Here is a 24,956-nt window from a genome sequence, read left to right as displayed (position 1 = left end):
ATTAATGCTGTTTGTTAGGAAGTTTTTTCTCAGGATGCCCAGTAGCTTGACCCTGCTTATTTTTGCGCTGCTTTTCTTGATTATCGTTCAGCTTTTGAACAAATTCATTTGTGTTTTCCATATTATCTAAACCTCCTTTATGAGCTTTCCCTGTTACTATAACCCATTGCACTCAAAAACATGACGCCAATCCGCTAAAAGCCGCTCCATATATACACCGGTATATAGAAATTAATAGGAAAATCGTGTATACTGTTGTAAAAATAATGTTAATGTTTCGTGAGTTTATAATTTCTTATTCATTCATGAACAAGAAAAGGTGTTACGCAATGAGTGATTTTTTTAGCGGGAAAGAAATGTCGTTTATTTTAATTTTGACATTCAGCGTGTACATATTTGTCTGGAATGTGCCCCTTCAGGCGACAAATGCCATGATGATCTACTTTATCCTGCTGTTTTTGTATACAGTCAGTAAGCTGCTTTTTTCTCCTCAGTTCCGACAATTTCCGCTTGTTAAGGTGCTATTGGCCATTTTATTCGTTCTTATGCTGGCTGAAATAATCGTTGCTTACAGCACTCATAGCATAAAGATTACAGATTCAAATCATATTTTCGATTATTTCAGTCATATGGATTTGTATTCATAGTATGTATAGCAAAAAAATGATTTACGACGAAATCCTCTCTGAGTTCTGGCTGTGCTTTTTTATATTTTTTACACATTGCTTGCACAAAGAAAGAGAAAGAGTACGTTCTTTGACCAAAAGATCAGGGGAATGCCAAATTTCTTTGAATAGCTCTGTTAAGATGCTTTCGCAAGCATGTGGATCTTTTACTGCTGAATAGACAAGACGATACAAAAGCGATTCATATCGATTGTAAAGCTGATGAAGTGCTTCTTTCTTTCGGATTTTTATCTCTTGAATGAGTAAAAGATCATTGTTCATAACCGAGCCCCTTCGAAAATCAATTATAGTTCATTGTACCCTTGTTAAGATGAGTATAAACACCTAAAAAGGAGAGGCTTATGAGCTACGTAGTATCAAAAAAACAAGGCAAAATATTCAACGAGATATCAAAGAAGAAAACTTGGGGAAAGTGAGAGACCGCCTGCAAGCATTGCTCATTACGTATCCAAATGGGCTGATAAACTTATTGTAGCTGGATGTGCATTGATTTTCCTTACAGTCGTCAGTTTGCTAATCATTGGCATATATACAGTTTGTACATGGCTGTTTTTATAAAGAAAAGGTGCACATCTGTGCACCTTTTCTTTATGAATGCTGTTTTATTAAGTAATTGACAATTTTTTTAGCTGCTGCAGCCGGTCCAGATGCCTGCTGGAAACTTGCGTTGATTTCTTTAATTCCTTTTTTATAGCGATCGTCGCGGACAACTTCTTCAACTGCACTCCTTAAAAGAGAAGCATTTACCGTTTCTTTTGCTAAGCGATACCCGGCGTTTAGTTCCACGAGCCTTTGAGCGACGAGAGGCTGATCTTTCCCATGAGGTAAAACGACTAACGGTACGTTAAAATGAATACTTTCATTTACGCTGTTCATACCTCCGTGCGTGATAAAAACATCAGCTTCTTTTAACACGTCAAGCTGGGGAACATAGGGCGAAATAAGAAAATGCTCTGGTGCTTTTTTTATTTTTTTAAAATCAGCTCGGTCTCCTGCTGCAATCACAACTTTTCCTTCAAAGTCGCTAAATGCGTCGATGCAAAGGTTGAAAAAGCCTTCTACATCATGAAGCACCGTTCCCATTGAAATATAAAGAACTTTTTCGTTCTTTAGCTTTTCTAGCGGAAAATCGTGAGAGCCGTGACGCTTTGGAAAGCTTGGCCCAATAAATAAAAAAGAGTCATCAAAATGTTCATGAAGCGGCTGAAAAAAGCGGCTTGTATATACGACCGTTAATTCGCCTTCATTGTTCATAAATTGAAGCAGATTTTTAGGTTCTACCCCAAACTGATTTTTTAGCAAGCTGAGCCCGTACTGAGCTTTTTCGTCAGGTTTAAATGGAACGTCTGAATCGGGATGCAGAGGCATCATTGCTAAGCGTTCTTTTGGCATTAAAAAAGAAGCGGATGATACAATCCCGGGAATCCGCAAATAATCACGGACTAATTCGCCTGCTCCAAACTTGTCGTAAAACACAAAGTCAAAGTCAATTTTTTTTGATAACGTATGAACAAGCTTAAGCGTATCTAAAGACGTTTGGATGTGGATATTTAAAAAAGCGTTGATTCCTTGAGGAGTTTCAGGCTTGATGGATACACCGCTTAAGAAGTCCCGGTGAGTGTGTACGATAGCTCCGGCGTTTTCAAGACGCTCTTTAAAACGCTCGGTCGTAATGTAATGAACGGTATCACCTCGGTCTGAAAAAGCTTTTACCATTCCAAGCGTTGGGTTTACGTGACCTTCAGCGGGAAAATTGATCATTAAAATGTTTGCCATTTTTTCACTTCACTTTCGGTAAGATTTCTTCAAGCGTAATCAAATATAAGGAAGTTGACAACTAATTTGGCTAGCTCATTTATCTTTTCAAACCCTATCTTTGTGTGTAAAATGTGAAAAAATATAACTTTTTTCCTAAAAAATAACATCATTAAGCGGAGATTATGGTAGAATTTTGAGAGCACTAGAGAGAAAGAATCATTTTTGGAGGTTACTATTTTGAGTACGTTATCAACAAATTCAGAACCGGTTTTAAAGCCTAAAAAGAAAAAAGAGTTTACTTACTTCACGCTGCTTCTATTTATCGTGTTGGGCTTTGGTCTGCAGATTATAGCTGGAATTGGAGTAGCTATTTACGATGAAGTTACGGGGTCAAATATGACGGGAATTTTATTAGAAGGACCATATGCTCTGCTGGTAGACGCGGCGTTTTTTCTAGGTGTTGCCGTGCTGTACAGGCCTGTGCGCAGATTTTTAAAGCCTATGTGGAACTTCTCAGTATTAAAAGAAAGAAAAACGTATGTATATATTGTAGTAGGCTTTTTAATTGTAGCCGCGGTGCAGTACGTGATGCTTTCATTTTTAAACGTAGAAAGCGCAGATCAGCAGCAAAAGGATTTAAATCAAGGCAGTTTTAATCAAACGCTGCTTTCGAGCTGGATATTTTTTATAAGTGTAGCAGTTATCACGCCTATTAAAGAAGAACTGCTTTACAGAGGTGTTTTATGTGGTTTCTTAACCAAACGCCATCACGTGCTTGTGGGCGTTTTCGTTTCCGCTCTTGTATTCGGCCTTTTACATATTGGCTTTCCGATTACAGCTACCGTCATGGGACTTGTCTTTGCCATTATTTATTATCGAACAAAATCTATTTTCCCATCTATGATTTTACATATGCTGTGGAATGGATTAGTGAGCATAACTGTGTTCTTTTAAAAGCCGCTTAAGCGGCTTTTTTATTTGGATAAAGACGCAGAATGCTTTACGCGAATTTTCCCAACTATTAATAATCCAAGAGGGTAAAATAGTCCAAATAGCAGACTGTACGGAATCCACGTATCTCTGTCCCACGTTTGTTCATATGGAATGCTTGGATACACGATAAGTGAAAATGTAACGGCAATAATGCCTAGCGGAAGAGTTAAAACTCGGTAGTTTTTTAATTCAAGAATTTGAGCGAGTCCAGAAACGGTCGCATAATAGTAGAGAGATGTTTTAAAATAAAGAGATAAAAACCACATAATAGCCATAATTACTTCAATGTTTTTTAGAAAATCCGCAACTTCAATCCGTCTTGCAAGCTCATAGCTTGGATATAAAGCAATACGTGTATACGTATTTCCAAGTACAAGAATGCCAAGCAATAAAATAATAATCATAATGCCTCCGCCGATTAAGCTTCCCGTAAAAAAAGCCCGGTTCCGCTGGTCTGGTTCCGCTACGTGAGCAGGGAAAACGGTTAGCAATACAATAAAAGTGAGAGACGTAATGCTTGTAAATACCAGAATAGATCTGATAATAGGCTTAACGCCTACCTCTAACAAAGGCTGCAAATTCTCATAATGAATTTGAGGGAAGATCGAAAAAACTAAGATTAAGAACGGAATAACAAACCATGGAAAGAGAATTTCAGCACAGCGGGCAATCGTTTCAATGCCAAGCCGAACGCCGACAATCACAATTCCCATAAACAAAATATGAACAGCAAGCATAGGTGTTTGAATAATAATGCGAGTTGTTAGAAACGAGCCCACGTAAAACAAAACTTGACTGCAAAAAAGAAGAGTAGAAGCGACAAATAAAAGAGAGACAAACTTTCCTAGCCACTTTCCTAAAATGGCTTCGTTTAGTTCTATCAGGGTTTTATTCGGATAAAGGCTAGAGAGTTTGATATACATCCATACAAGTAAAACGCCTACACCTACGCCTAAAATAGCTGGAATCCATGCCTCTTGTTTAGAATCAGCGGTTAAGCTTCCAGGCACGACTAAAATAGTATCGCCTAAACTATAAAAAATGACGAGTATTCGAAACTGTGCTGCGGATAATTTCATCTGACGATGCAAGTTGTTCACTTCCTTTTACTTCAACAGACTGAACAAAAAATCACTAAAAGGTTTTAATAAAAAAGCAATGCCGTCCCCGGGGTTGGGGATTTCCACACCGCCGTATTTTAAACTAACAATCAAAATACTTACTGTGAACAAACTCCAAAACATTCGCTTTTCTTTTTTACTGTTCACTTTTTTTAAATAAGGTATTTCTACTAAACAAACAGCTGCACAAAGTAAAAAAATCCCTAAAAATATAAGCATGTATCAACCTCAATTAGTAACCCTTTAAAAATGATGAAGGGATGTTAAAGACGCCTGTGTTTCAAAGATAGTATGATCCAAAAAGGTTTCATTTATGAAAAGTAAGACTAAAGGCAGGACAAAACCGTGTTATAATGACCAAGTTGAGCGTTATAATAGAAAAAACATCATGATTACAAACAAGTAGATACATAACAAGGTAAGGATGGGAGAGAGATATATGGCAGATGAGCTCAAAAAAATGCTAGATGACAAAGAAAAGGTGCAGCTTATTATCGCCGCTGTTGTCATGCTTGGAGGCCTGGTCGTTTTGTTAAAAAGTGTTGCAACAGGGCAGGCCATGGGTCAAAAATGGCTCGAAAGTCAAGGGAACGCAGACACGGATCTGTATCTTGAAACGATAAAAAGCTACATACACCTGTATCAAATTGTGGGTGGCGTCATGTTTGGAGGAGGCCTTCTCACGTTACTTCGTGCTAAACTAAAGAAATAAAGCGTCAGCAAAATAAAAGATCATAGTCCAAAAGAAGTGTCATATCTTTTTAATAACTTAAAAAATAGTGAAAAGGAGTTATGTATGAATAATGAAGAAAATACACCGGCTTATCATCTGTTTATGATGATAGGAGCGCTTGCTATGCTGATTTTTGGTGTTGTCGGTTTCTTTATTCAGTATCCTGCTACGTTAAGTTTTGTGATGTGTATTGGCGGAAGTATCATATTTTTGCTGCATTTATTTGAATATATGAAACCTAAAAATGAACTATAGCATCTTCAAACGAGGAAATCTAGAAGCAAAGGAAGATGAGAAATGCGGAAACACCGTACGTATGAAACGCTAGTTGATCTTTATCAAAAAAGCGCCAAAATTCATTATGAAATCGATTATCGAGATAAAAAATCTGTAAAAAAAGGCAATCGAGCTGCAGAAGATATGAAAAAAATTGCGCAGCTCATTCATTTATACTATCCAGGCATGCTGTTTGAATTTGCAACACTGCTGACGAATCCTACTTATCGAATTGATTTATGGGCTGCACATCATATTTTAGAAATCATGAGCTATTCACCAATGCTTGAGGACAATGCGCTTTCCGTCATTGAACGCTACGCCGATGAAAATGATTTTACAGCTTTAGGAAATCGCATGTGGTTAGATCAGTGGAGAGAAAAACAGCGATAAAACTCGGCTAAGCAAACAAGAATAACCAAAAGGAAGATAGGTATATGAGTTTACGTACATTAAAGAACGGTATAGGCGTCAGCATTCGAGAAGCAGCACCAAAAGACGCAGAGAAAATGATTGCTTTTTACAACCGGGTAGGAGGAGAAAGTGATTTTCTTTCATTTGGAGAAGGTGAGTTTCTTACACCCCTTTCAGAGTACGAACTGTTTTTAGCTTCTGTAAAACAAGAGCAAAATGCTCTTATAATTGTGGCTGAAAAAGAAGAGAAAATCATTAGTATCGCATCCATCACCTCGTCTCAAAACCCGCGTAATGAGCATGTGGGAACCCTCGGTATTGTAGTAGAGAAATCTTATAGCGGGCTAGGGTTAGGCAGACAGCTAATGATTGAGCTGATTGAATGGGCACGTACGAATAAACAAACAAACAAAATCGAACTTGTGACGCGAGAAGATAACCAAAGAGCTATTTCTTTATACAGGGAGCTAGGGTTTCAAACAGAAGGATTAAAAGAAAAAGACACCTATATAAATGGCGTGTACTATAATACAATGCTTATGGGTCTTCACTTATAAAAAGAGGCTGGGCAAAAGTATATTAAGTGAATGAAAATCCGAACGATGAATCGTTCGGATTTTTTCATTGTGGTGATGAACATAAGCTTCATATAGGCAGGTGCTTCTAGCGGTTTTGGAGGCTCAGCGGCGCCCGCGGAACGCGAAGCCTTGGACGGAAATCAACAGCGGCGGAACAAGCAGGTCAGATCATATATGCCAGTTGTTCGTCTTTAGATTGAATTGATTTAGTTATATCTCATTGTCTTTTTGTTTATTGTTTTTAGCGTCTGCAAATACACTCATCGCCTCGTTCATAAATTTGGCTAATCCTTTTCCGTAGCGGTCAATGGTAGTTGTAAATCGCTCATCTTGCACATACATTTCTCCGAGACCTTTAAAGGCTTCTAATGAATACGTTCCAAAGTTCTCATTTAAAAATTTATACCATTTCCCAATAGCTTTTTGAACTTCTGTAGAGGATGGTGACAGATCACGAAGCGAAGCTAGGTGAGTGTAGATACTTTCCCATTCGTTTGACATGTGCTGCTGTTCTTCTTGTGAGAAGCTTTGTACTTTTTCATTCGCTTCATCTACCCGCTGGTTTCCCCAGCGCTTCCGTGCTTCTTCTTCGTATGGGTTATGCGAAAAATCCAGTCCTTTAAATCGCTCTTTTTCGTTCATTTCAATCGCTCCTTCTTCATATTGAATCGTTTTATTAATGGTTACAATCATTTGATCGAGCCGACTGCGTTTTTCAATCAGCATGTTTTTTTGCAGTATCAATGCTTCTGTGCGATTAAACGTCGGGTCTGTTATAATCTCGTGAATTTGTTTTAAAGGGAAGCCAAGTTCTTTAAAAAATAATATTTGTTGAAGCATATCGAGATTAGCCGCTGAATAAAGCCGATAGCCGGATTCACTAACGGCATCAGGTTTTAATAGCCCGATTTCGTCATAGTGATGCAGCGTGCGGACGCTGATTCCTACTAAGTCAGCAACTTCTTTTGTTTTTCTGTTCATTCTTTCATCTCCCTTCTGAAATCTACTATAAAATATAACGCAGCGTAAGGGTCAATACTAAAAAAGAAATAATTGACTTTTAGTTTATACGCATTTATATTTAATTAGCATTAACTATTTATGACATGAAATAAATAAGCAAGCCTGGAGGAATAGATGTGACAAAAAGCAATCAGTATCTTGGAGAGATTCGTTCATCGCTTCAAGTGCTATTTGAAAAAATGCAGCCCGAAATGATGGAGAGCCTAAATGAGCATGAGATGACTCCTACGCAATTATTTGTTCTTTCTTATTTAAAGAAAGTAGGGAGCAGTAAGGTTTCTCAAATTGCAGAACTCATGGATGTCAAACCGAGCGCCGTGACTCTTTTAGTGGATCGTCTCGAACAGCACAATTTTGTTGTAAGAGAACATAATAAAGAGGACAGACGAGTCGTTGATATTACCTTAACGGAATTTGGGTATCGCAAGCTTGAAGATGTGCTGAATGGTCGAAAAGCCATTATGGACCGCTATCTTTTGCATTTAACAGAAGAAGAGCTTTCTATGATGGCTTCTATTACGAAAAAGCTTGCAACGTCAGCTGCTTCTTATAAAGATAAGCAGCAGTAACAAAAAAGAGGAGAGACACACGATGGAAAATCAAAAAAATTCAAAGCGCACGCTCTTATTAATTGGGTTAATTATTGCGATGTTCTTTTCTGCACTTGATGGAACCATTGTCGGAACAGCTATGCCAAGAATCGTAGGAGATCTTGGTGGATTGAGCATGATGACATGGCTGACAACAGCCTATTTATTAACGTCGACAACAGTTGTTCCGATTGCAGGAAAGCTCGCTGATTTAGTAGGACGCAGAGTAATTTATGTTACAGGACTTATTATTTTTATGGTTGCTTCTGCTCTATGTGGAATGGCAAATAACATGACAGAGCTTATTTTATTCCGTGCATTACAAGGAATTGGCGGCGGCGTTATGATGCCGATGGCAATGATTGTAATCGGTGATTTATTTACAGGAAAAGCACGAGCAAAATTTCAAGGAGTATTCGGAGGAATTTACGGTCTTGCTTCTGTCATCGGTCCACAAATTGGCGGATGGATTGTTGATTCACTGAACTGGAAATGGGTGTTTTACATCAACTTGCCGGTAGGGATACTCGCTACCGTTTTTATTGCCCTGGGACTTCAAGGAAAGAAACATACGGGACCTGTGAAATTCGATGTAGCCGGTATGTTCACAATGGTTATCGGAGTAGTGAGCTTGCTTTTGGCCCTGAGCTTTGGAGGAAAAGACTACGACTGGAACTCTTGGCAAATTATTAGTCTATTTACACTTGCTGTTGTGGGAATCATAAGCTTTATTATTGTGGAAAAGAAAGCGAAAGAGCCGATTCTTCCGATGTATTTATTTAAGAACCGAACGTTTACGCTTTTAAATATCATTGGCTTTTTTATGAGCATCGGCATGTTCGGAGCCATTACGTTTGTTCCGTTCTTTATGCAAGGAATCGTTGGAGTCAGCGCCTCGGAATCCGGTACCATTATGACACCGATGATGATTTCAATGATTGTAACAAGTATTATTGGAGGGCAGCTTGTTTATAAAGTTGGAATCAAGCCTCAAATTGTTACGGGTATGCTCATTATGGCAGGAGGGTTCTTCTTGTTAACAACATTAGACCTTCATACTAGCAAACTTGTTGCCACTTCTTATATGGCCATAATCGGTTTAGGAATGGGTCTTGTAATGCCAATTTTAACACTTGCTCTTCAAGAGAGCTTTTCAAAAGAAGAGCTCGGTGTGGTTACATCATCAAGTCAATTTTTCCGTTCAATTGGAGGGACGTTCGGTATTACGATCTTAGGAGCGGTAATGAATGCAAAATCAGGTACGCTTCTTAGTGACAAACTCGTTCCATATTTAAACACATTGCCTGCTCAAGCAAGTGCTTTTGCAGAAGGGTTTAAAAAAGCGATTGATACGAATCCTGAAAGTGTGCTGCAGATGCTGTTTAGCCCTGAGGCGCTAAAGAGTATTCCAGCTGCGCTTTCAGACAGCATTGTGCCAATTTTGAAGACCTCGCTAATGAGCGCATTGCACAGCGTCTTTTTCATGGGCTTAGCTTTTATTATTTTAGGAGCGGTATGCACATTGTTCTTAAGGCAGATCAAGCTTTCAAATAAAAAAGCCGAAGAAAAACCAGAAGAAGGCATTGCTGAAGTAGAGCCATCACATTAAAAAAAGCGCACAAATTTGTGCGCTTTTTTCTATATTAACTAGTTGTTTCATTAGGCTTACGAAGAAAAGGAGATTGTTTAGACGTGTCATACGAAATTTGATCAAGCAAATACGTTAAATATAAGTTCAGTTCAAATCGATCTTCCGACACAAAATCTGTAAGCGCTTGCTTATTATCTTTCCACATGGTAATTCCTCCTTAATTTTACATACTAATGAATGGATTTAATATCAGAAAGCAAAAGGGAAACAACGGCTTCATTTTCGTCTTTTACGGATAGAATTTGCTGATGGAGATTTAAGTTGTGCACGCGGCCTTTGCACGTTTGCAACGTCCCATCTTTATAGTAAGAAACAGTTATCGTCCCACTTTTCGTTAATTCTCGTAAAAACATTCAAGAAGCCTCCTTAAAAAAGATTACCTGATTTAAAAGCCAGTCCTTTCATTTGAGATGAGCAAAAGGGAATTGTATGTACTGCAAGCTTCCCTTTATATTCTTCAACGTGTATGAATAGATGGAATAAAAGGTTGCTAGCTCACCTATAAAACGTCATAAATTTCAGAATATACTGTTTTTTCCGTATAGTGTTTTTTAAAAGGATTAATGTTACATTTATTATGTAACATTCTGATGAGAAAGAAAACCGTTTCTACAAAACTTCTCTAAAAATTACAAAATATTCATATTCATGTGAAGGATGTAGAATAAACAAATATAGAAGTAACTGCGTTTATAAAAAACGTAACGACCGCTTTAATTATTAATAATCTTAATACTAGTTATCAATTATATGTATTTTACTAATTTATTCTTCTCCGATAAAATGCAGGTAGACGAATTTGATAAGAATTTTCTAATGATTTATATAATTAAATTTGATATAATCTATAGGAATAATAATGTATGAAGGGAAACATCATTGATTAATTAGACACAGGTATTAAATGTTGTTGAAGATGATTCGTAAAAGCATACATATTTAAATTATATATTTTTGTGAGGTGGACAGTGTTGCAACTTAAGGTAGTAAACAGCCCTTTTAATCAAGAACAAGCAGATTTGCTTAATCGCCTTCTGCCGACATTAACAGAAGCACAAAAAATGTGGTTGAGCGGTTATTTAACAGCATCTCAATCTACGTCTGCCGAAGGAACGCCAGACGTTTCTACAGCAGCGCCTGCTCAAACGAAGCAGACAGTTTCAAAAGACGTAACGATTCTTTACGGATCACAAACAGGAAATGCTCAAGGACTTGCTGAAAATACAGGCAAAACGCTTGAAGCAAAAGGCTTTAATGTAACTGTATCTTCTATGAATGATTTCAAACCAAATAATTTAAAGAAACTTGAAAATTTATTAATTGTCGTAAGTACACATGGAGAAGGAGAGCCGCCTGATAATGCGCTATCTTTCCATGAATTTCTTCACGGCCGTCGAGCGCCAAAACTTGAGAACTTCCGTTTCTCTGTTTTATCGCTTGGAGACAGCTCATACGAATTTTTCTGTCAAACAGGAAAAGAATTTGATGTGCGCTTAGCAGAACTTGGCGGTGAAAGACTGTATCCGCGCGTTGACTGTGATTTAGATTTTGAAGAGCCCGCAAATAAATGGCTTAAAGGTGTTATTGACGGATTAAGCGAAGCGAAAGGACACAGCGCTTCGGCAGCTGTTCCAGCGGAAGCTCCTGCAGGAACTTCACCATATTCAAGAACAAATCCTTTTAAAGCAGAAGTGCTTGAGAACTTAAACTTAAACGGCCGCGGATCAAATAAAGAAACGCGACACTTAGAACTATCTCTAGAAGGTTCAGGTTTGACGTATGAACCAGGAGACAGTTTAGGTATTTATCCTGAAAATGACCCGGAGCTTGTTGATCTTCTTCTTAACGAATTCAAGTGGGATGCAAGTGAAAGTGTAACGGTTAATAAAGAAGGAGAAACGCGTCCTCTTAGAGAAGCGCTAATCTCTAATTTTGAAATTACCGTTTTAACAAAGCCTCTTTTAAAGCAAGCAGCTGAGCTTACTGGAAACGATAAGTTAAAAGCGCTTGTAGAAAATCGCGAGGAATTAAAAGCATACACACAAGGCCGTGATGTAATTGACTTAGTTCGTGACTTCGGTCCATGGAACGTATCGGCACAAGAGTTTGTAGCCATTCTACGTAAAATGCCAGCGCGTCTTTACTCGATTGCAAGCAGCTTATCAGCAAACCCTGATGAAGTTCATCTAACAATCGGAGCGGTACGCTACGAAGCGCATGGACGGGAGCGCAAGGGTGTTTGTTCAGTCCTTTGTTCAGAACGTTTGCAGCCAGGCGATACGATTCCTGTATACCTTCAAAGCAATAAAAACTTTAAGCTTCCTCAAGATCAAGAAACGCCAATTATTATGGTAGGACCTGGTACAGGTGTGGCTCCGTTCCGCTCATTTATGCAAGAGCGTGAAGAAACAGGGGCAAAAGGCAAGTCATGGATGTTCTTTGGAGATCAGCACTTCGTAACAGACTTCCTTTACCAAACAGAATGGCAAAAGTGGTTAAAAGATGGCGTACTGACAAAAATGGACGTGGCGTTTTCACGGGATACTGAAGAAAAAGTATACGTACAAAACCGTATGCTCGAACATAGTAAAGAATTATTCCAATGGTTAGAAGAAGGCGCATCTTTTTATGTGTGCGGAGATAAAACAAATATGGCACGCGACGTGCACAACACGCTAGTTGAAATTATCGAAACAGAAGGCAAGATGAGCCGTGAACAGGCGGAAGGTTACCTTGCTGAAATGAAGAAACAAAAACGTTATCAGCGTGATGTATACTGAGGATTGAAAGGAGATTTTCAACATGGTAAACAAAATTTTAAAAGCGCCCGAAGGTCCTCCAAGTGACGTTGAGCGCATAAAAGATGAAAGTAATTATTTGCGCGGTACATTAGGAGAAACAATGCTCGACCGCATCAGCTCAGGTATTTCTGAAGACGATAATCGTTTGATGAAGTTCCACGGAAGCTACTTGCAAGATGACCGAGATCTTCGTAATGAACGTCAAAAACAAAAGCTAGAGCCAGCTTACCAATTCATGCTTCGCGTCCGTACGCCAGGCGGTGTTTCAACACCAGAACAGTGGCTAGTGATGGATGATTTAGCACAAAAATACGGAAATGGAACGTTAAAGCTGACAACTCGTCAGGCATTCCAAATGCACGGAATTTTAAAGTGGAACATGAAGAAAACGATTCAAGAAATTCATGCTTCTTTATTAGATACAATTGCAGCTTGCGGAGATGTAAACCGTAACGTAATGTGCAATCCGAATCCGTACCAGTCAGAAGTGCACGCTGAAGTATTCGAATGGTCAAAAAAATTAAGTGATTATTTATTGCCTCGTACAAGAGCGTACCACGAACTTTGGCTAGATGAAGAGAAAGTGATCAGCACACCGGAAGTGGAAGAAGAAGTGGAACCAATGTATGGTCCGCTCTATTTGCCAAGAAAGTTCAAAATTGGCGTAGCTGTTCCACCGTCTAACGATATTGACGTGTATTCACAAGACCTTGGCTTTATTGCCATTTTAGAAGACGAGAAACTTGTTGGGTTTAACGTAGCAATCGGCGGCGGTATGGGTATGACGCACGGAGATAAAGCAACTTACCCTCAGCTTGCAAAAGTGATTGGGTTCTGTCGACCTGATCAAATTCTAGAAGTAGCTGAAAAAGTCATTACGATTCAACGTGATTATGGAAACCGCTCTGTACGTAAAAACGCGCGTTTTAAATACACGGTTGATCGTCTTGGATTAGAAACGGTAAAAGAAGAGCTTGAAAATCGTCTGGGCTGGAGCTTAGACGAAGCAAAATCTTATCACTTTGATCATAACGGCGACCGCTACGGCTGGGAAAAAGGTGTAAAAGGAAAATGGCACTTTACTCTTTTTGTTCAAGGTGGACGTATTGCTGACTTTGAAGACTATAAGCTTATGACGGGTCTTCGTGAAATTGCAAAAGTTCATAGCGGTGATTTCCGTTTAACGGCCAATCAAAATTTAATTATCGCGAACGTATCAACTGAAAAGAAAAAACAAATTAGTGACCTCATCGAACAATATGGACTAACTGACGGCAAGCATTATTCGGCTCTGCGCCGCAGCTCATTAGCTTGTGTATCGCTTCCAACTTGCGGGCTTGCTATGGCGGAAGCTGAGCGTTATCTCCCAGTTCTTCTTGAGAAAATTGAAGCAATTGTAGATGAAAACGGCCTTCGCGATAAAGAAATCACCATTCGTATGACGGGCTGTCCTAACGGCTGTGCACGTCCTGCTTTAGGTGAAATTGCTTTTATCGGTAAAGCACCGGGCAAATACAATATGTATCTTGGAGCAGCATTTGATGGAAGCCGCTTAAGTAAAATGTACCGTGAAAATATCAGTGAAGAACAAATCTTAAACGAACTGCGCGTCTTACTTCCTCGCTATGCAAAAGAGAGAGAAGAAGGCGAGCACTTTGGTGACTATGTCATCCGCGCTGGTGTAATCGAAGCTGTAACAGACGGCACGAATTTCCACGCATAATACGTATGAAGGGACCTTTCTAAACTTACAGAAAGGTCCCTTTTTTCTATTTTAATATTCTCTAACAAATACTGCTACTCCAAATACTCCTAATCTTTCAGCGGTAATTTGTTCAAAGCCGTTATCAAGCAAACAATGTGCTGCACTTCGGTAGCGCTGGCCTTGAGCTAACAAGCGTCCGCAAGGATTTGCGCTGCCGATTACCGTTGCTTCTACGACAGTACGAGGGGCTTGTCTATCCAAAGGATTTCGCTCCCACAGAATTGTCACCACATCCGGAGGACGTGGGATAGATACATTACCTGTGTGTTCATGCATAGCCGTCACCTCCTTACACTATAGTAAATGCAAAAAATGGCAGACTGCTTGTACACACGCTGATTTTTATTAAAAAAGGCGTTCACCTATGCCTAACTCGGCTGATTTCATAGCAATGAGGTGATCAATAGAAACGGCTGGCAGAAAAAAAGAATGCTATAATGTAAAAGAAAGGAATTTTTATCAAGGAGGGAGAAACATGCAGCAAAAACGAGTAGTGGTTATTACAGGGGGAGCAAGCGGAATTGGCAAAGAAACTGCCTTAAAGTTTGCGCAAAAAGGAGACGCGGTGGTCATTGCTGATTATGATAAAGGGAAAGGAAAAGAGACCCTTCAAAAAATTGAAGAAGCTGGAGGGAGCGCTTTATTTGTGCAAACAGACGTCACAAAGTTTGAAGAAGTGGAAGCGCTGATTGAGGAAACTGTGAACCGCTTTGGGCGAATTGACGTGATGTTTAACAATGCAGGTATTGGACGCCCTACATCTATTTTAGATCAAGACTTAGAAGAATATCATCGTATTATTGACGTGAATCAGCACGGCGTTACATATGGGATTATGGCAGCGGGCAGGAAAATGAGAGAGTTAGGTATTAAAGGCGTCATTATCAATACGGCATCTATTTTTAGCTTCTTAGCCTCACCCGGTACCTATGCCTATCACGCAACAAAAGGAGCTGTTGTGATGATGACGAAATCAGCTGCGCTAGATCTCGCTAAATACGGTATTCGCGTCGTCGCCATTGCGCCAGGATTTGTTGATACGCCCATTATTCAAGGCTATAAAGACAACGGTATGATTGAAGGAATGAAAGCTAAAACGATGAGCAGGGAGCTCACTACACCAAAACAAATTGCAGATATGGTTTATTTGCTTTCCTTAGAAGAAGCGGGAGCTGTAAACGGCAGCGTCATCATGGCTGATGATGGGTATGCGGCATTTAAATAAAAGGAAAAAGGATTCTTTTTAAGAAAAGAATCCTTTTTTATTATGTAGTAGGCAGGGAACTATAAACAAACGTATCGTGAGCTTTTCCGTTTTGATACATATAGTTTTTTAACACTCCTTCTTTTTGAAACCCGAGCTTTTCAAGCACATGCTGTGATGCTTTGTTTTCAAGAAACACAACAGCTCCAATCCGCACTAGCTGAAGGGTATCAAAGCCATAAGCCATAACAGCCGAAGCAGCTTCCGAAGCATAGCCGTGACCCCAGTGCTGAGGGTGCAGCTCATAGCCAATTTCCGCGCGCTTATGCTTTTGGTTCCACTGATTAAATCCAACTGTCCCAATTAATTCCCCCGTATCGAGCCGTTCAATTCCCCAGCGCATGCCTTTTTGATTTTTGTAATTTTCAGCAAAAATATCAATCAGAACCAGAGCTTCTTGAATAGTTGTGAATTTTTCTTGCCCGTAATATCTAATAACTTCTTTCTGAGAGAAGCAGTCAAAAATAGTATCTGCATCGACTTCTGTTATTTCACGCAGTGTAGTGCGAGGTGTAAGAAGAATAGGAAACATACTTTTCTCCTTTCTATTTTATATAGAAAGATTTCGTCAGCTCAGAGAAAATACCTTTTATTTTATTTTTCTGTTATAAATTAAGTGGAAATACGAGCTAAACGACTGAGAAAAAGACAGGAAAAACTTCTAAATAACGCAAACAGTTGTTACATACTAGCACTAAAAACAGTATACTAAAAAAACAAATAGAGCTAGCTGCACGTAGAGCAGCTAGCTTTCCTGTAGGAAAGAACCTATTTTTTAGTTAACTGATTGCGATCTTCAATTTGAGGAGGCTCTTCAAGCCATCCGTTTTGAATCATAATTTTGCCGCCTTCTTTCGCCAAACTGTAAATGTCTTTTGCAAGCTGGAGCATCTTTAATGGCAAATCACTTCTTAAACTAAAGGCTCCTCCTAAAGCATTACTCCCCAGACCGAACGTACTCAAAAGACTCGTATTGTACATCATCAGCTTATCTGAAAAAGGAGGAACGGTTGAATTCGTCGCTTTTCCGGCATGAGTAGCCGGGGGTTCTATGTAGCTATGGCGTAAAATATCACCTAGTTCTGTTTCAATTTTCTTCGAAAGCTTCATACCCCTGACAAAATGCTGCTGTGCTTCTTTGTTGTTGGCCACTTGAGCAAAACCAATCATCAGCTGCATTCCTACAAGATTTGTATCAACAGCATGTTGAATAAGTGACACTTCAATGGTATTCAGCGATCTTTTTTCGCTAAACCAGCTCAATCCGCCTATATAATTTTGTTCATGGACAAAATGGACTTCCTTAGGCATAGAAACGTATGGGGGTTTTGCGATGACACCCGTTTCTAACAATACTTGTGTGGATTGATTGTATATGTCCTGTGCTTCTGCTGTTGCCTCTACGAAGAAATTTCGGACATCTTCTCGGTAAGACATGGTCGAATGCAAAGCAAACAGTCCTGTTTCAATTTGAGACATTAAGCGTATATACATGACTTCGAACATGTGGTCATATAGTTTAGGAACTCCTATATTCACGTCATCTTTCGTAAAACCAATTGGGATAACAGCGCCTTCGTTCTCAAATATTTCTTTAATTCGAGCTACACGTTTTAAAGATCGGCTATAATATAGCTCAAAAAGTTCTTTGTAATCTTGTTTATCTTCCAGAAAATATTCTAGAAACCTCAAAATCATCGTTTTTTCCTGATAAGTCATCCATAAGTTAGCAAGCTCCGAGGACGTGAGCGGCGGAAGTTTTGATGTGCTCATTGTACACATTCCTCCTGAAAATAGTGATAGGTAAATATTTATAGCTTCATTAGTATTTCTTTTATTTATAGGAATATTCTTCTTTTTAATTTATTGAAAAGCTTCATTAGCCGTTATTATAGTAAGATAATTGAAGGAAATAAAGCTTACCAACAAGTCAGTTGTATGATAACTGATATGAATAAAACTAAGTTTTTCTATTACTTTAAATAATTTGACAATTGATGTTATTCTTACTATTATGGAAACATAAGTTTTACATATATTGCTAGAGTTCGGCAACACATTCTCGCAGCACTATAAGTAAGGAGCTTACGATGAAGCACATTGTCCAAGCAACAGATCATCCTAGAACGAAAGACACATTAAAAGAAGATTTACGCAGGTTAGGCATAACACAAGGGATGACTATCATCGTTCATTCTTCGCTATCTTCATTAGGGTGGGGAAACGGAGGTTCAGTAGCCGTTGTTCAAGCTTTAATGGAGACAGTGACAGAGGAAGGAACGATCGTGATGCCGTCACAGTCGGTCGATCTTTCGGATCCATCAGAATGGGGCAATCCGGCTGTGCCAAAAGAGTGGTGGGAAACTATTCGGGAAACGATGCCTGCATATGATCCGGCCCACACGCCAACAAGCGGGATGGGACAAATCGTGGAAACTTTTCGAACGTACTCTGGCGTAAGAAGAAGCAGCCATCCAATGTATTCATTCGCCGCTTGGGGAAAGGACAGCGAAGACCTCTTAAGAGATCATCCCCTTGAATTCAGTTTAGGCGAAAATTCTCCTCTTGAAAGGCTTTACAAAAAACATGCCTTTGTTTTATTATTAGGTGTCGGGTTTGGGAACAATACTTCTTTTCATCTAGCGGAATATCGTATTCCATATCGAAACGTGATTCAAAAAGGGTCTCCAGTTATGGATGCAGGAAAGCGAGTATGGAAGACATATAAAGAATTAGAGTTTCGAGAAGAGCTGTTTGAAAAGATAGGTGAAGCGTTTATTGAAGCAAAAGGAATAAAAGCTGAAAAAATCGGTTCAGCACGTGCATACTTCTTTTCAATGCCTAAAGCCGTCGATTTTGCTGAAACGTATTTGAAAGCGCTACAGTAAGTGGTTGTATGCTTTTAAAGTTGTCTGTATATCAGACAACTTAACGTGAGAGCCAGCGCCCCCTCTGGAATCTAAATTAAACAAGCGCAGAAGTCATTCAAGCAAGATAGTTTACTTTTTATGTTCCTTGTTTCATAATGGCACTTGTCTGTGAATTTATTCGGTCAGGTTGTCTTACAATTATGGAGATAAAAAGCAAGTGTTAAATAAATTCATTAAAAAATTTAAATGTATAGAAAAAAAGGAGAGAATACAATTATGTCACTACGTGATCAAGCACTACATATGCATCAAGAAAAACAAGGTAAGTTAGAAGTTAAATCAAAAGTTGAAGTTCAAAACGCTCAAGATTTAAGCTTAGCTTACTCTCCGGGAGTAGCAGAACCTTGTAAAGAAATTCATGAACATCCAGAAACGGTGTATGATTACACAATGAAAGGAAACATGGTCGGCGTTGTGACAAATGGTACCGCTGTTCTTGGCCTTGGAAACATCGGACCTGCGGCTTCACTTCCCGTTATGGAAGGAAAGGCAATTTTATTTAAAAGCTTTGCAGGCGTAGATGCATTCCCAATTGCACTTGATACAACAGATACAGATAAAATTGTTGAAACTGTAAAATTAATGGCTCACACATTCGGAGGCATTAACTTAGAAGATATCGCAGCTCCACAGTGCTTTGAAATTGAAGAGCGCTTGAAAAAAGAAGTAGATATTCCTGTATTCCATGATGATCAGCATGGTACAGCAATCGTAACGGTAGCAGGACTTGTAAATGCATTAAAAATTGTAAACAAATCAATGGAAGACTTAAAAATCGTCTTAAACGGAGCAGGAGCTGCCGGCATTGCCATTACAAAACTTCTTTATTCTTACGGCGTACGTGACATGATTATGTGTGATACAAGAGGTGCTATTTATGAAGGACGCCCTCAAGGTATGAACAAAGTAAAAGCGGAAGTGGCTTCTTATACAAATGTAAACAAAGAAAGCGGTACGCTAAGCGATGTAATTAAAGGCGCAGATGTATTTATCGGCGTATCTGCAGCAGATGCATTATCTCAAGAGATGGTTAAATCAATGAATGAAGATGCAATTATCTTTGCGATGGCAAATCCTAATCCAGAAATCAAGCCAGACGCGGCAAAAGAAGCAGGAGCGGCTGTTATTGGAACAGGTCGTTCAGACTTCCCTAACCAAGTAAATAACGTTCTTGCATTCCCTGGAATTTTCCGCGGTGCGTTAGACGTTCGCGCTACTCATATCAATGAAGAAATGAAAAAAGCTGCTGTTGAAGCAATTGCAGCCCTTATTACAGAAGAAGAGCTAAACGCAGATTACGTTATCCCTGGACCATTTGATCCTCGCGTAGCGCCAGCTGTAGCAGAATCTGTAGCAAAAGCGGCAATGGATTCAGGCGTTGCCCGTATTACAATTGATCCAGCACGTGTAAAAACACATACAGAACAATTAACAAAAATCGAAAACTAATAACGGTAAAAAAGCCCTTTGAAACGCTGTTTCAAAGGGCTTTTTGTTTTAAAAATCTGCTGTAACCGCTGTGAAATCTAAACGTAACACCATTTCATCTCCCATATGATGTACAATAAAGAGAAAAGAACCCAGGTTTTGTATCATAAAGGGAGGAACAAAGATGTACACCGTATTTTCAACATTTAATGTACCGGATGAAAAAGCTGAAGAAGTGATTGGAATTTATAAAAATCGTTCAAAATCAGTCGACGAGGCTCCAGGATTTGTAGACTTTCTACTTCTTCAAAACGATAAGCGAGCAGGGGAGCTCACCGTTCAGCTTACATTTGATACGAAAGAGAATTATTTAACCTGGGTACGAAGCGAAGATTTCAAGCGTATTCATGATTTAGAGAAAAAATACCCTGATCAAGAACTGGCAGCCGTCATCCCAAAAGTTTCCCAGTACAAAGTGGTGGCACGATGAGTTCACTTCCCGTTAATAAGATCGTCGAAAGAGTAACGGATAAAATCTACGAGTTAGAACCTTCTTTGCTCGAAAAATTCGGAGAGCGCGGCAAAGAAAGATGCCATGAAGATAATCATTATCATATGAAGTATCTTGAGACAACATATAAGTTAGACAACCTGCAAATTTTTACGGACTACGCCTTATGGTTAAACAATTTACTCACAAGCCGAGGCATGAAAACACAGCATATTATTGATAATTTTAATTTTATACAAGAAGCGCTGTTTGAATTAGATAATTACGGTGATAAACAAGTACAGGCGTATGTGACTTACTTAGAAGAAGCAAATCATATACTGAAGCAACAGCAGCTTTAAAAAAGAGGCTAGGACAAAAGTGTTTTAGTTAAAAGAAAATCCGAACGGGTTTGATTCTTGAAAGAGAATTTAATCTGTTCGGATTTTTTCACGAGTAGAATGAACGTAGGTTTCCTGTATGTAGTTATGTCTCACTTTTTTTGTTTTACATATGTATAAAGGTGGAAATAAAAAAGAAAAAGGAGAATACCTATGCAAAAACAGCTAACAAAAGGAACCCTGTCTTTAATCGCTATATGTATGATTGGAAGTGCGGCAGCTTGTTCAGGTGAACCAGCTAATAAAACAAAATCTGATAATCATAAAGCAGAGGAAAAACCAATTGAAGACCGTCAAGAATTGACAAAGCTACAGCAGTATTCGAGTGACCCAGACATTAAAAAAGGGAAAGATGAAGATTTTGACTTGATCGGTACGTTAAAAAAAGACGCTGAAAAAGAAATAACGCTGAATATCGATGATCAACTCGTTAAAGTACCAAAAAGCTCTGGGATGGAAGTGGAAGGCTCACAGCTAAAAGATATGATTAATAAAGAAGTAGAAGCTGAAATTGACGCAGCTAAACAAGAAGCAACTAGTATTGAATTAACTCCAAAAGCAAAAGCAGATAAAAATGGCGTTTATGAACAAGATGGAGACGAGCGTAAAATTGTAGGTGTTTTTATAGAAGAAAGTAACAAACATATAACGGTAAAAGTTCCAAACGGCAAAAAAACGTATCAAAAAAGCACAGACTTTGAAAAAGAAGAAAAGGGCAGTTTAAAAGAAAAGACGGTATACCTTGAAATCAACTCAGCTAATGAAGTAGAAAGTATAGAAAAAGAAGACCGTGAATAAATAAAGCTACAGTTCTTCTTTCCCTCCTTGCTCTCTTGACTTTTCCAACTGTGTCACTTAACGTTACAGTAGAGAAAGAAAAAAGGTGGTTTATGGAAGATGAACAGTGAATTTACCATTGCCGTGCACAGCTTAGTGTTCCTAGCAAATTTACCAGATCACCGAGCAAGCAGTGAATCGATTGCTTATAACATCTGTACCAATCCTGCACGGGTTCGGAAAATAATGAGTACACTCAGAAAAAACAACTTGGTTCGGACAAAAGAAGGGCTAGGCGGCGGTTATACTTTAGGCTGCAGCCCTGCTGAAATAAGTCTTGGATTGATTTACCGGGTTATATCGACAGGAACGCTGAAGCCTCACTGGTGCAGCGGCGACCCTGACGCTGACTGTATTGTCAAATCAAACATTCAAACAGTGATGGACGACATTTTTACAGAGAGTGAGCAAAGCGTAATCAGGCATTTAGATCAAATTACGATCGAAGACGTGCTGAAAAAAGTTAGAACTGCTCACTAAAAAGCACCTTGCATGAGCAAGGTGCTTTTGTTATGACTCTTTGGAAGCGGCTGTTTCAGCCGCTGCTGCTTTTAAGTCGTCATTTACTTTTCTTCCATTCTCTAAATACTCCGTTTTAAAGCCGCTTTTTAAAGCCCATGTGTAGAAGAGAAGAGAAACAACAACAATAATTCCCATATCCCATCCATATTTAATGACATTAAGGCCCCCAAACTTTTCGCTTCCAAGCCATGAAATAGTCATCATACAAAGTAAGTATACAACCATCCATACGCCGCCTTTGAAGTTCTGTCGAAAGCCTTTCCATTTAGCCTTTGCTTGATAATAAAAATAAATAGGCAGGCCGATTAAAATAATAAACAAAACTTGTCCAGTTAGCGGCCAGCGCGCCCAATATAGCGTTAATGAAGCAAAAATAAAGCCGAGCGGCGCAATAATGCTTAATCCTTTTAAACGAAGGGGACGATATAAATCGCTTCCAGTTCGTCTTAGCGTCATAACTGTAACAGGACCTGTAATGTAAGAAATAAGCGTAGCGACTGAAATAATTTCAGCAAGCACGCCCCAGCCCCGAAATAAAAACAAAAAGACAAGAGCAACAGCTAAGTTAAAAAACATGGCTTGACGCGGAACACCATAAATAGGATGAAGGCGTCCTAGAACACTTGGCAAATATTTATTTTGTTCCATACCATAAATCATTCGAGCAGTAGTAGCCGTATACGTAATACCTGTTCCAGATGGTGAAACAAACGCATCTGCATACAGTACAATGACAAGCCAGTTAATGTTAAGGGCAATGGCTAAATCTGCAAATGGAGAGTTGAAATTTAAATGACTCCATCCCTTCGCAATATCAGAAGGGTTTACCGCACCGATAAAAGCAATTTGAAGAAGCAAATAAATGACTGTAGCCACTAAAATTGAGCCTACAACCGCAATTGGAATAGATCTTCCAGGATTCTTTGCTTCTCCAGCCATATTAATAGGGCTTTGAAAGCCGTTAAAAGCGAATACAATTCCAGATGTAGCAACAGCTGTTAGCACACTAGCCCAGCCGTTTGGTGCGATGCTGCTTCCAGAAGTGAAGTTCTCGCCGTGAAAGCCGACAAATAAAAGTGCTCCAATTGTAAGTCCCGGTATAACAATTTTAAAAATAGTGATTAACGAGTTGGCCTTGGAAAATAGTCCAACTGTCCAATAATTCAGTAAAAAGTAAATAATCAATAGCACAGTAGCGATAGCTAATCCTTCGCCAGTTAACGTTCCTTTTTCTACGAGGTGGCTTGTCCACTGTGCCCACTTCCAAGGCCACGAACTCATATACTGTACAGAAGCTACTGCTTCGACTGGAATAACGGATACAATCGCAATCCAGTTTGCCCAAGCAGCGATAAAACCAATAAACGAACCGTGTGAGTACTGCGTATACTTGACCATCCCGCCGGCTTCGGGAAACATGGATCCTAATTCACTGTAAGAAAGTGCAATAAATAAAATAACGACCATTCCAATGACCCATGATAAAATAGCAGCCGGCCCTGCAATTTGAGCTGCTCGCCACGCTCCAAATAACCAGCCGGAACCAATAATTGATCCAAGTCCCGTCATGGTTAACGCGAATGTTCCCATTCTTCGATGTAAATTGTTCATCTGACTAACACCTTTCATTTAAAATAAGTCTTTCATTTAAACACTGTTGTAAACATTGTTGCTTTATTATTATTATTCTGAAATCTTTGGTTGTCAACTTTTGTCGTTGTATGCAGTTCTTAATACCTATTGATTTCCAGTTACGCAGGACAGCTATCCTCAACCTTTCTGTCACGATAATTAAAGCGCTTTACTTTCTTTTTCATCCTACAGGAAACCCTACAGAAATAGATAAAAACCGACAAAAAGTTATCAAGTTCATACCTTATGCACTAGCAATATGAAAAAATTAGGGGATAAGTGATAATTATATTCCCTAAATATGTGAAGAGAAAACACACTTCATAATAAAGCCCCTTTTGAATAGAGGAATAAATACCTTCAAAAGGGGGGAGAGTTGGAATTTTATCTTTCTTGATGTTTATACTCGAGTAGTTTTACGACGTTTTCTACATCATTTTCAGCAGAAAGTTTGTTGATATTCACTTTATAAATAAGCGTATCCGTTGCAAAAAATTCATCTTCTCCTTCAGGTTTTACTTTTAAGTTTAAAATTTTCACCCGCACAATATGAGTGAACTTACCGCCTTTACCGGGCTGTATTTCACCCATTTGTATCCCGATATCATCTTTTTTAATAGGGCGAACTTTTACTTTTTTATGCTGTTTACCGTAAACCTTCTCATAATGAGAAGTAATATCTTGATGTACCCAAGGTTCAAGAGATTGATAAATAAAATCTTTTACAACAGGCTGACTTACGTGTGATTCTATATTTTCTTCTGGTATATTTTCTTCTGCGGAAATGGAAAGCGTAAAACAAAAAAAGACAAATGCTGCTAAAAATAAAAATTTTCCCACGAAAAAACCCACCTTACCTGTTCGTTTATGTAGCTGATTTTCTAGATCTGCCTCTTTATCTTTTGAACAAAGGCAGGAAGGTATGCACAATTTTTTTTGTGGAATTTACCTTATTTAAAATCAATTTAGTTTAAATAAAATATGTTCTAAATAATTGATTGAAAATTCAAATGCGGTTTACGTACAAAAAATAGCCAAGTGCGCCTTTACATAGGGGCACTTG

30 protein-coding genes are annotated in these 24,956 nt (G+C 38.8%); 17 read left to right on the top strand and 13 right to left on the bottom strand.

All coding sequences use genetic code 11. The features are described from left to right. Position 1 precedes the first annotated feature (1 nt). A complete protein-coding gene (locus tag AC1DEF_RS13255; protein ID WP_013057809.1) occupies positions 2–121 on the bottom strand; it encodes a DUF4023 domain-containing protein in 120 nt (39 codons plus the stop codon). Positions 122–329: 208 nt separating this feature from the next. Here AC1DEF_RS13255 and AC1DEF_RS13250 point away from each other — a divergent pair, with 208 nt between their 5' ends. Beyond that, positions 330–647 carry a hypothetical protein gene (locus AC1DEF_RS13250; protein WP_097825254.1) on the top strand — a complete coding sequence of 106 codons (318 nt, stop codon included), beginning with the start codon at positions 330–332 and terminating at the stop codon, positions 645–647. Between the two features lie 21 nt (positions 648–668). Here the strand turns inward: AC1DEF_RS13250 and AC1DEF_RS13245 are convergent, their stop codons facing one another. Together AC1DEF_RS13245 and AC1DEF_RS13240 are read right to left on the bottom strand one after the other, a co-directional pair. Then, a complete protein-coding gene (locus tag AC1DEF_RS13245; protein ID WP_028409216.1) occupies positions 669–947 on the bottom strand; it encodes an RNA polymerase sigma factor in 279 nt (92 codons plus the stop codon). Positions 948–1,274: 327 nt separating this feature from the next. Further along, positions 1,275–2,462 carry a macrolide family glycosyltransferase gene (locus AC1DEF_RS13240; RefSeq protein ID WP_097825253.1) on the bottom strand — a complete coding sequence of 396 codons (1,188 nt, stop codon included), beginning with the start codon at positions 2,460–2,462 and terminating at the stop codon, positions 1,275–1,277. Between the two features lie 219 nt (positions 2,463–2,681). Between AC1DEF_RS13240 and AC1DEF_RS13235 the strand changes: the two genes are divergently transcribed. Next, positions 2,682–3,398, top strand: a complete 717-nt coding sequence (locus AC1DEF_RS13235) for a CPBP family intramembrane glutamic endopeptidase (protein ID WP_043981448.1) — start codon at positions 2,682–2,684, stop codon at positions 3,396–3,398. 20 nt (positions 3,399–3,418) lie between these two features. Here AC1DEF_RS13235 and AC1DEF_RS13230 read toward each other — a convergent pair whose 3' ends face one another. Together AC1DEF_RS13230 and AC1DEF_RS13225 are read right to left on the bottom strand one after the other, a co-directional pair. Continuing rightward, positions 3,419–4,537, bottom strand: a complete 1,119-nt coding sequence (locus AC1DEF_RS13230) for a GerAB/ArcD/ProY family transporter (RefSeq protein WP_477727408.1) — start codon at positions 4,535–4,537, stop codon at positions 3,419–3,421. Between the two features lie 6 nt (positions 4,538–4,543). Further along, positions 4,544–4,777, bottom strand: coding sequence for a hypothetical protein (locus AC1DEF_RS13225; protein ID WP_043981449.1), 234 nt, complete (start codon positions 4,775–4,777; stop codon positions 4,544–4,546). Positions 4,778–4,997: 220 nt separating this feature from the next. Between AC1DEF_RS13225 and AC1DEF_RS13220 the strand changes: the two genes are divergently transcribed. From AC1DEF_RS13220 to AC1DEF_RS13205, 4 genes are all read left to right on the top strand, one after another. Further along, a complete protein-coding gene (locus AC1DEF_RS13220; protein ID WP_025751130.1) occupies positions 4,998–5,270 on the top strand; it encodes a hypothetical protein in 273 nt (90 codons plus the stop codon). An 84-nt stretch (positions 5,271–5,354) separates the two neighbouring features. Next, positions 5,355–5,546 (top strand): hypothetical protein, encoded by a 192-nt coding sequence (locus AC1DEF_RS13215; RefSeq protein ID WP_014459359.1) that lies wholly within the window; start codon positions 5,355–5,357, stop codon positions 5,544–5,546. A 42-nt stretch (positions 5,547–5,588) separates the two neighbouring features. Beyond that, the gene (locus AC1DEF_RS13210) at positions 5,589–5,960 is read left to right on the top strand and encodes a hypothetical protein (protein WP_013057801.1); all 372 of its coding nucleotides are present in this window, start codon (positions 5,589–5,591) and stop codon (positions 5,958–5,960) included. A 44-nt stretch (positions 5,961–6,004) separates the two neighbouring features. After that, a complete protein-coding gene (locus AC1DEF_RS13205) occupies positions 6,005–6,538 on the top strand; it encodes a GNAT family N-acetyltransferase (protein WP_097825252.1) in 534 nt (177 codons plus the stop codon). Positions 6,539–6,769: 231 nt separating this feature from the next. On the opposite strand, the gene AC1DEF_RS13200 is transcribed toward AC1DEF_RS13205, so the two are convergent. Then, the gene (locus AC1DEF_RS13200) at positions 6,770–7,540 is read right to left on the bottom strand and encodes a MerR family transcriptional regulator (RefSeq protein ID WP_097825251.1); all 771 of its coding nucleotides are present in this window, start codon (positions 7,538–7,540) and stop codon (positions 6,770–6,772) included. Positions 7,541–7,698: 158 nt separating this feature from the next. Here AC1DEF_RS13200 and AC1DEF_RS13195 point away from each other — a divergent pair, with 158 nt between their 5' ends. Both AC1DEF_RS13195 and AC1DEF_RS13190 read left to right on the top strand, forming a co-directional pair. Next, a complete protein-coding gene (locus tag AC1DEF_RS13195; RefSeq protein ID WP_097825250.1) occupies positions 7,699–8,151 on the top strand; it encodes a MarR family winged helix-turn-helix transcriptional regulator in 453 nt (150 codons plus the stop codon). 22 nt (positions 8,152–8,173) lie between these two features. After that, positions 8,174–9,781 (top strand): MDR family MFS transporter, encoded by a 1,608-nt coding sequence (locus AC1DEF_RS13190; RefSeq protein WP_097825249.1) that lies wholly within the window; start codon positions 8,174–8,176, stop codon positions 9,779–9,781. Positions 9,782–9,815: 34 nt separating this feature from the next. On the opposite strand, the gene AC1DEF_RS13185 is transcribed toward AC1DEF_RS13190, so the two are convergent. Further along, the gene (locus AC1DEF_RS13185) at positions 9,816–9,968 is read right to left on the bottom strand and encodes a hypothetical protein (RefSeq protein WP_013057796.1); all 153 of its coding nucleotides are present in this window, start codon (positions 9,966–9,968) and stop codon (positions 9,816–9,818) included. A gap of 25 nt (positions 9,969–9,993) precedes the next feature. Further along, on the bottom strand, positions 9,994–10,176 hold the full coding sequence (locus AC1DEF_RS13180) for a YolD-like family protein (protein ID WP_013083869.1): 183 nt from the start codon (positions 10,174–10,176) through the stop codon (positions 9,994–9,996). 618 nt (positions 10,177–10,794) lie between these two features. Between AC1DEF_RS13180 and AC1DEF_RS13175 the strand changes: the two genes are divergently transcribed. Both AC1DEF_RS13175 and cysI read left to right on the top strand, forming a co-directional pair. Beyond that, positions 10,795–12,603: an assimilatory sulfite reductase (NADPH) flavoprotein subunit gene (locus AC1DEF_RS13175; protein ID WP_043981454.1), complete on the top strand. Its 1,809-nt coding sequence runs from the start codon at positions 10,795–10,797 to the stop codon at positions 12,601–12,603. 22 nt (positions 12,604–12,625) lie between these two features. Further along, the gene (gene cysI, locus AC1DEF_RS13170; protein WP_013057793.1) at positions 12,626–14,347 is read left to right on the top strand and encodes an assimilatory sulfite reductase (NADPH) hemoprotein subunit; all 1,722 of its coding nucleotides are present in this window, start codon (positions 12,626–12,628) and stop codon (positions 14,345–14,347) included. Between the two features lie 51 nt (positions 14,348–14,398). Here the strand turns inward: cysI and AC1DEF_RS13165 are convergent, their stop codons facing one another. Then, a complete protein-coding gene (locus AC1DEF_RS13165) occupies positions 14,399–14,665 on the bottom strand; it encodes a hypothetical protein (RefSeq protein WP_029322730.1) in 267 nt (88 codons plus the stop codon). Between the two features lie 199 nt (positions 14,666–14,864). Between AC1DEF_RS13165 and AC1DEF_RS13160 the strand changes: the two genes are divergently transcribed. After that, positions 14,865–15,614: an SDR family NAD(P)-dependent oxidoreductase gene (locus AC1DEF_RS13160; protein ID WP_013057791.1), complete on the top strand. Its 750-nt coding sequence runs from the start codon at positions 14,865–14,867 to the stop codon at positions 15,612–15,614. A 40-nt stretch (positions 15,615–15,654) separates the two neighbouring features. On the opposite strand, the gene AC1DEF_RS13155 is transcribed toward AC1DEF_RS13160, so the two are convergent. Both AC1DEF_RS13155 and AC1DEF_RS13150 read right to left on the bottom strand, forming a co-directional pair. Then, the gene (locus AC1DEF_RS13155) at positions 15,655–16,185 is read right to left on the bottom strand and encodes a GNAT family N-acetyltransferase (RefSeq protein WP_097825248.1); all 531 of its coding nucleotides are present in this window, start codon (positions 16,183–16,185) and stop codon (positions 15,655–15,657) included. A gap of 236 nt (positions 16,186–16,421) precedes the next feature. Beyond that, positions 16,422–17,426 (bottom strand): DUF3231 family protein, encoded by a 1,005-nt coding sequence (locus tag AC1DEF_RS13150; RefSeq protein ID WP_013057789.1) that lies wholly within the window; start codon positions 17,424–17,426, stop codon positions 16,422–16,424. Positions 17,427–17,743: 317 nt separating this feature from the next. On the opposite strand from AC1DEF_RS13150, the gene AC1DEF_RS13145 reads away from it, so the two are divergent. The 6 genes from AC1DEF_RS13145 to AC1DEF_RS13120 all read left to right on the top strand — a co-directional run bounded on the left by AC1DEF_RS13145 (position 17,744) and on the right by AC1DEF_RS13120 (position 22,219). After that, the gene (locus AC1DEF_RS13145) at positions 17,744–18,541 is read left to right on the top strand and encodes an AAC(3) family N-acetyltransferase (RefSeq protein ID WP_097825247.1); all 798 of its coding nucleotides are present in this window, start codon (positions 17,744–17,746) and stop codon (positions 18,539–18,541) included. Positions 18,542–18,799: 258 nt separating this feature from the next. Beyond that, the gene (ystJ, locus tag AC1DEF_RS13140; protein WP_014459372.1) at positions 18,800–20,032 is read left to right on the top strand and encodes an NADP-dependent malic enzyme; all 1,233 of its coding nucleotides are present in this window, start codon (positions 18,800–18,802) and stop codon (positions 20,030–20,032) included. A gap of 163 nt (positions 20,033–20,195) precedes the next feature. After that, positions 20,196–20,501 carry an antibiotic biosynthesis monooxygenase family protein gene (locus AC1DEF_RS13135; RefSeq protein ID WP_097825246.1) on the top strand — a complete coding sequence of 102 codons (306 nt, stop codon included), beginning with the start codon at positions 20,196–20,198 and terminating at the stop codon, positions 20,499–20,501. After that, a complete protein-coding gene (locus AC1DEF_RS13130; protein WP_043981462.1) occupies positions 20,498–20,863 on the top strand; it encodes a hypothetical protein in 366 nt (121 codons plus the stop codon). Before AC1DEF_RS13135 ends, AC1DEF_RS13130 begins: the two co-directional genes overlap by 4 nt. Positions 20,864–21,055: 192 nt before the next feature. After that, the gene (locus tag AC1DEF_RS13125) at positions 21,056–21,700 is read left to right on the top strand and encodes a hypothetical protein (protein ID WP_043981463.1); all 645 of its coding nucleotides are present in this window, start codon (positions 21,056–21,058) and stop codon (positions 21,698–21,700) included. A gap of 99 nt (positions 21,701–21,799) precedes the next feature. Beyond that, positions 21,800–22,219 carry an Rrf2 family transcriptional regulator gene (locus AC1DEF_RS13120; protein ID WP_013057782.1) on the top strand — a complete coding sequence of 140 codons (420 nt, stop codon included), beginning with the start codon at positions 21,800–21,802 and terminating at the stop codon, positions 22,217–22,219. Positions 22,220–22,249: 30 nt separating this feature from the next. On the opposite strand, the gene AC1DEF_RS13115 is transcribed toward AC1DEF_RS13120, so the two are convergent. Both AC1DEF_RS13115 and AC1DEF_RS13110 read right to left on the bottom strand, forming a co-directional pair. Then, a complete protein-coding gene (locus AC1DEF_RS13115; protein WP_043981464.1) occupies positions 22,250–23,872 on the bottom strand; it encodes an APC family permease in 1,623 nt (540 codons plus the stop codon). A 405-nt stretch (positions 23,873–24,277) separates the two neighbouring features. Beyond that, positions 24,278–24,733, bottom strand: coding sequence for a hypothetical protein (locus tag AC1DEF_RS13110; protein WP_255255816.1), 456 nt, complete (start codon positions 24,731–24,733; stop codon positions 24,278–24,280). Positions 24,734–24,956: the final 223 nt, after the last annotated feature.

It is taken from the genome of Priestia sp. 10L35 (assembly GCF_056395685.1).
The sequence above is the reverse complement of the archived record's forward strand: the minus strand, read 5'-3'. Positions and strand labels throughout refer to the sequence as shown.

Excerpts from the sequence above, each read along its gene's own strand:
- AC1DEF_RS13255 (WP_013057809.1), bottom strand. The coding sequence starts at position 121 with ATGGAAAACACAAATGAATTTGTTCAAAAGCTGAACGATAATCAAGAA.
- AC1DEF_RS13150 (WP_013057789.1), bottom strand. The coding sequence starts at position 17,426 with ATGAGCACATCAAAACTTCCGCCGCTCACGTCCTCGGAGCTTGCTAAC.
- ystJ (WP_014459372.1), top strand. The coding sequence starts at position 18,800 with ATGTCACTACGTGATCAAGCACTACATATGCATCAAGAAAAACAAGGT.
- AC1DEF_RS13245 (WP_028409216.1), bottom strand. The coding sequence starts at position 947 with ATGAACAATGATCTTTTACTCATTCAAGAGATAAAAATCCGAAAGAAA.
- AC1DEF_RS13125 (WP_043981463.1), top strand. The coding sequence starts at position 21,056 with ATGCAAAAACAGCTAACAAAAGGAACCCTGTCTTTAATCGCTATATGT.
- AC1DEF_RS13115 (WP_043981464.1), bottom strand. The coding sequence starts at position 23,872 with ATGAACAATTTACATCGAAGAATGGGAACATTCGCGTTAACCATGACG.
- AC1DEF_RS13180 (WP_013083869.1), bottom strand. The coding sequence starts at position 10,176 with ATGTTTTTACGAGAATTAACGAAAAGTGGGACGATAACTGTTTCTTAC.
- AC1DEF_RS13135 (WP_097825246.1), top strand. The coding sequence starts at position 20,196 with ATGTACACCGTATTTTCAACATTTAATGTACCGGATGAAAAAGCTGAA.
- AC1DEF_RS13200 (WP_097825251.1), bottom strand. The coding sequence starts at position 7,540 with ATGAACAGAAAAACAAAAGAAGTTGCTGACTTAGTAGGAATCAGCGTC.
- AC1DEF_RS13220 (WP_025751130.1), top strand. The coding sequence starts at position 4,998 with ATGGCAGATGAGCTCAAAAAAATGCTAGATGACAAAGAAAAGGTGCAG.
- AC1DEF_RS13155 (WP_097825248.1), bottom strand. The coding sequence starts at position 16,185 with ATGTTTCCTATTCTTCTTACACCTCGCACTACACTGCGTGAAATAACA.
- AC1DEF_RS13190 (WP_097825249.1), top strand. The coding sequence starts at position 8,174 with ATGGAAAATCAAAAAAATTCAAAGCGCACGCTCTTATTAATTGGGTTA.
- cysI (WP_013057793.1), top strand. The coding sequence starts at position 12,626 with ATGGTAAACAAAATTTTAAAAGCGCCCGAAGGTCCTCCAAGTGACGTT.
- AC1DEF_RS13145 (WP_097825247.1), top strand. The coding sequence starts at position 17,744 with ATGAAGCACATTGTCCAAGCAACAGATCATCCTAGAACGAAAGACACA.
- AC1DEF_RS13240 (WP_097825253.1), bottom strand. The coding sequence starts at position 2,462 with ATGGCAAACATTTTAATGATCAATTTTCCCGCTGAAGGTCACGTAAAC.
- AC1DEF_RS13130 (WP_043981462.1), top strand. The coding sequence starts at position 20,498 with ATGAGTTCACTTCCCGTTAATAAGATCGTCGAAAGAGTAACGGATAAA.
- AC1DEF_RS13225 (WP_043981449.1), bottom strand. The coding sequence starts at position 4,777 with ATGCTTATATTTTTAGGGATTTTTTTACTTTGTGCAGCTGTTTGTTTA.
- AC1DEF_RS13250 (WP_097825254.1), top strand. The coding sequence starts at position 330 with ATGAGTGATTTTTTTAGCGGGAAAGAAATGTCGTTTATTTTAATTTTG.
- AC1DEF_RS13185 (WP_013057796.1), bottom strand. The coding sequence starts at position 9,968 with ATGTGGAAAGATAATAAGCAAGCGCTTACAGATTTTGTGTCGGAAGAT.
- AC1DEF_RS13210 (WP_013057801.1), top strand. The coding sequence starts at position 5,589 with ATGCGGAAACACCGTACGTATGAAACGCTAGTTGATCTTTATCAAAAA.
- AC1DEF_RS13165 (WP_029322730.1), bottom strand. The coding sequence starts at position 14,665 with ATGCATGAACACACAGGTAATGTATCTATCCCACGTCCTCCGGATGTG.
- AC1DEF_RS13160 (WP_013057791.1), top strand. The coding sequence starts at position 14,865 with ATGCAGCAAAAACGAGTAGTGGTTATTACAGGGGGAGCAAGCGGAATT.
- AC1DEF_RS13215 (WP_014459359.1), top strand. The coding sequence starts at position 5,355 with ATGAATAATGAAGAAAATACACCGGCTTATCATCTGTTTATGATGATA.
- AC1DEF_RS13120 (WP_013057782.1), top strand. The coding sequence starts at position 21,800 with ATGAACAGTGAATTTACCATTGCCGTGCACAGCTTAGTGTTCCTAGCA.
- AC1DEF_RS13205 (WP_097825252.1), top strand. The coding sequence starts at position 6,005 with ATGAGTTTACGTACATTAAAGAACGGTATAGGCGTCAGCATTCGAGAA.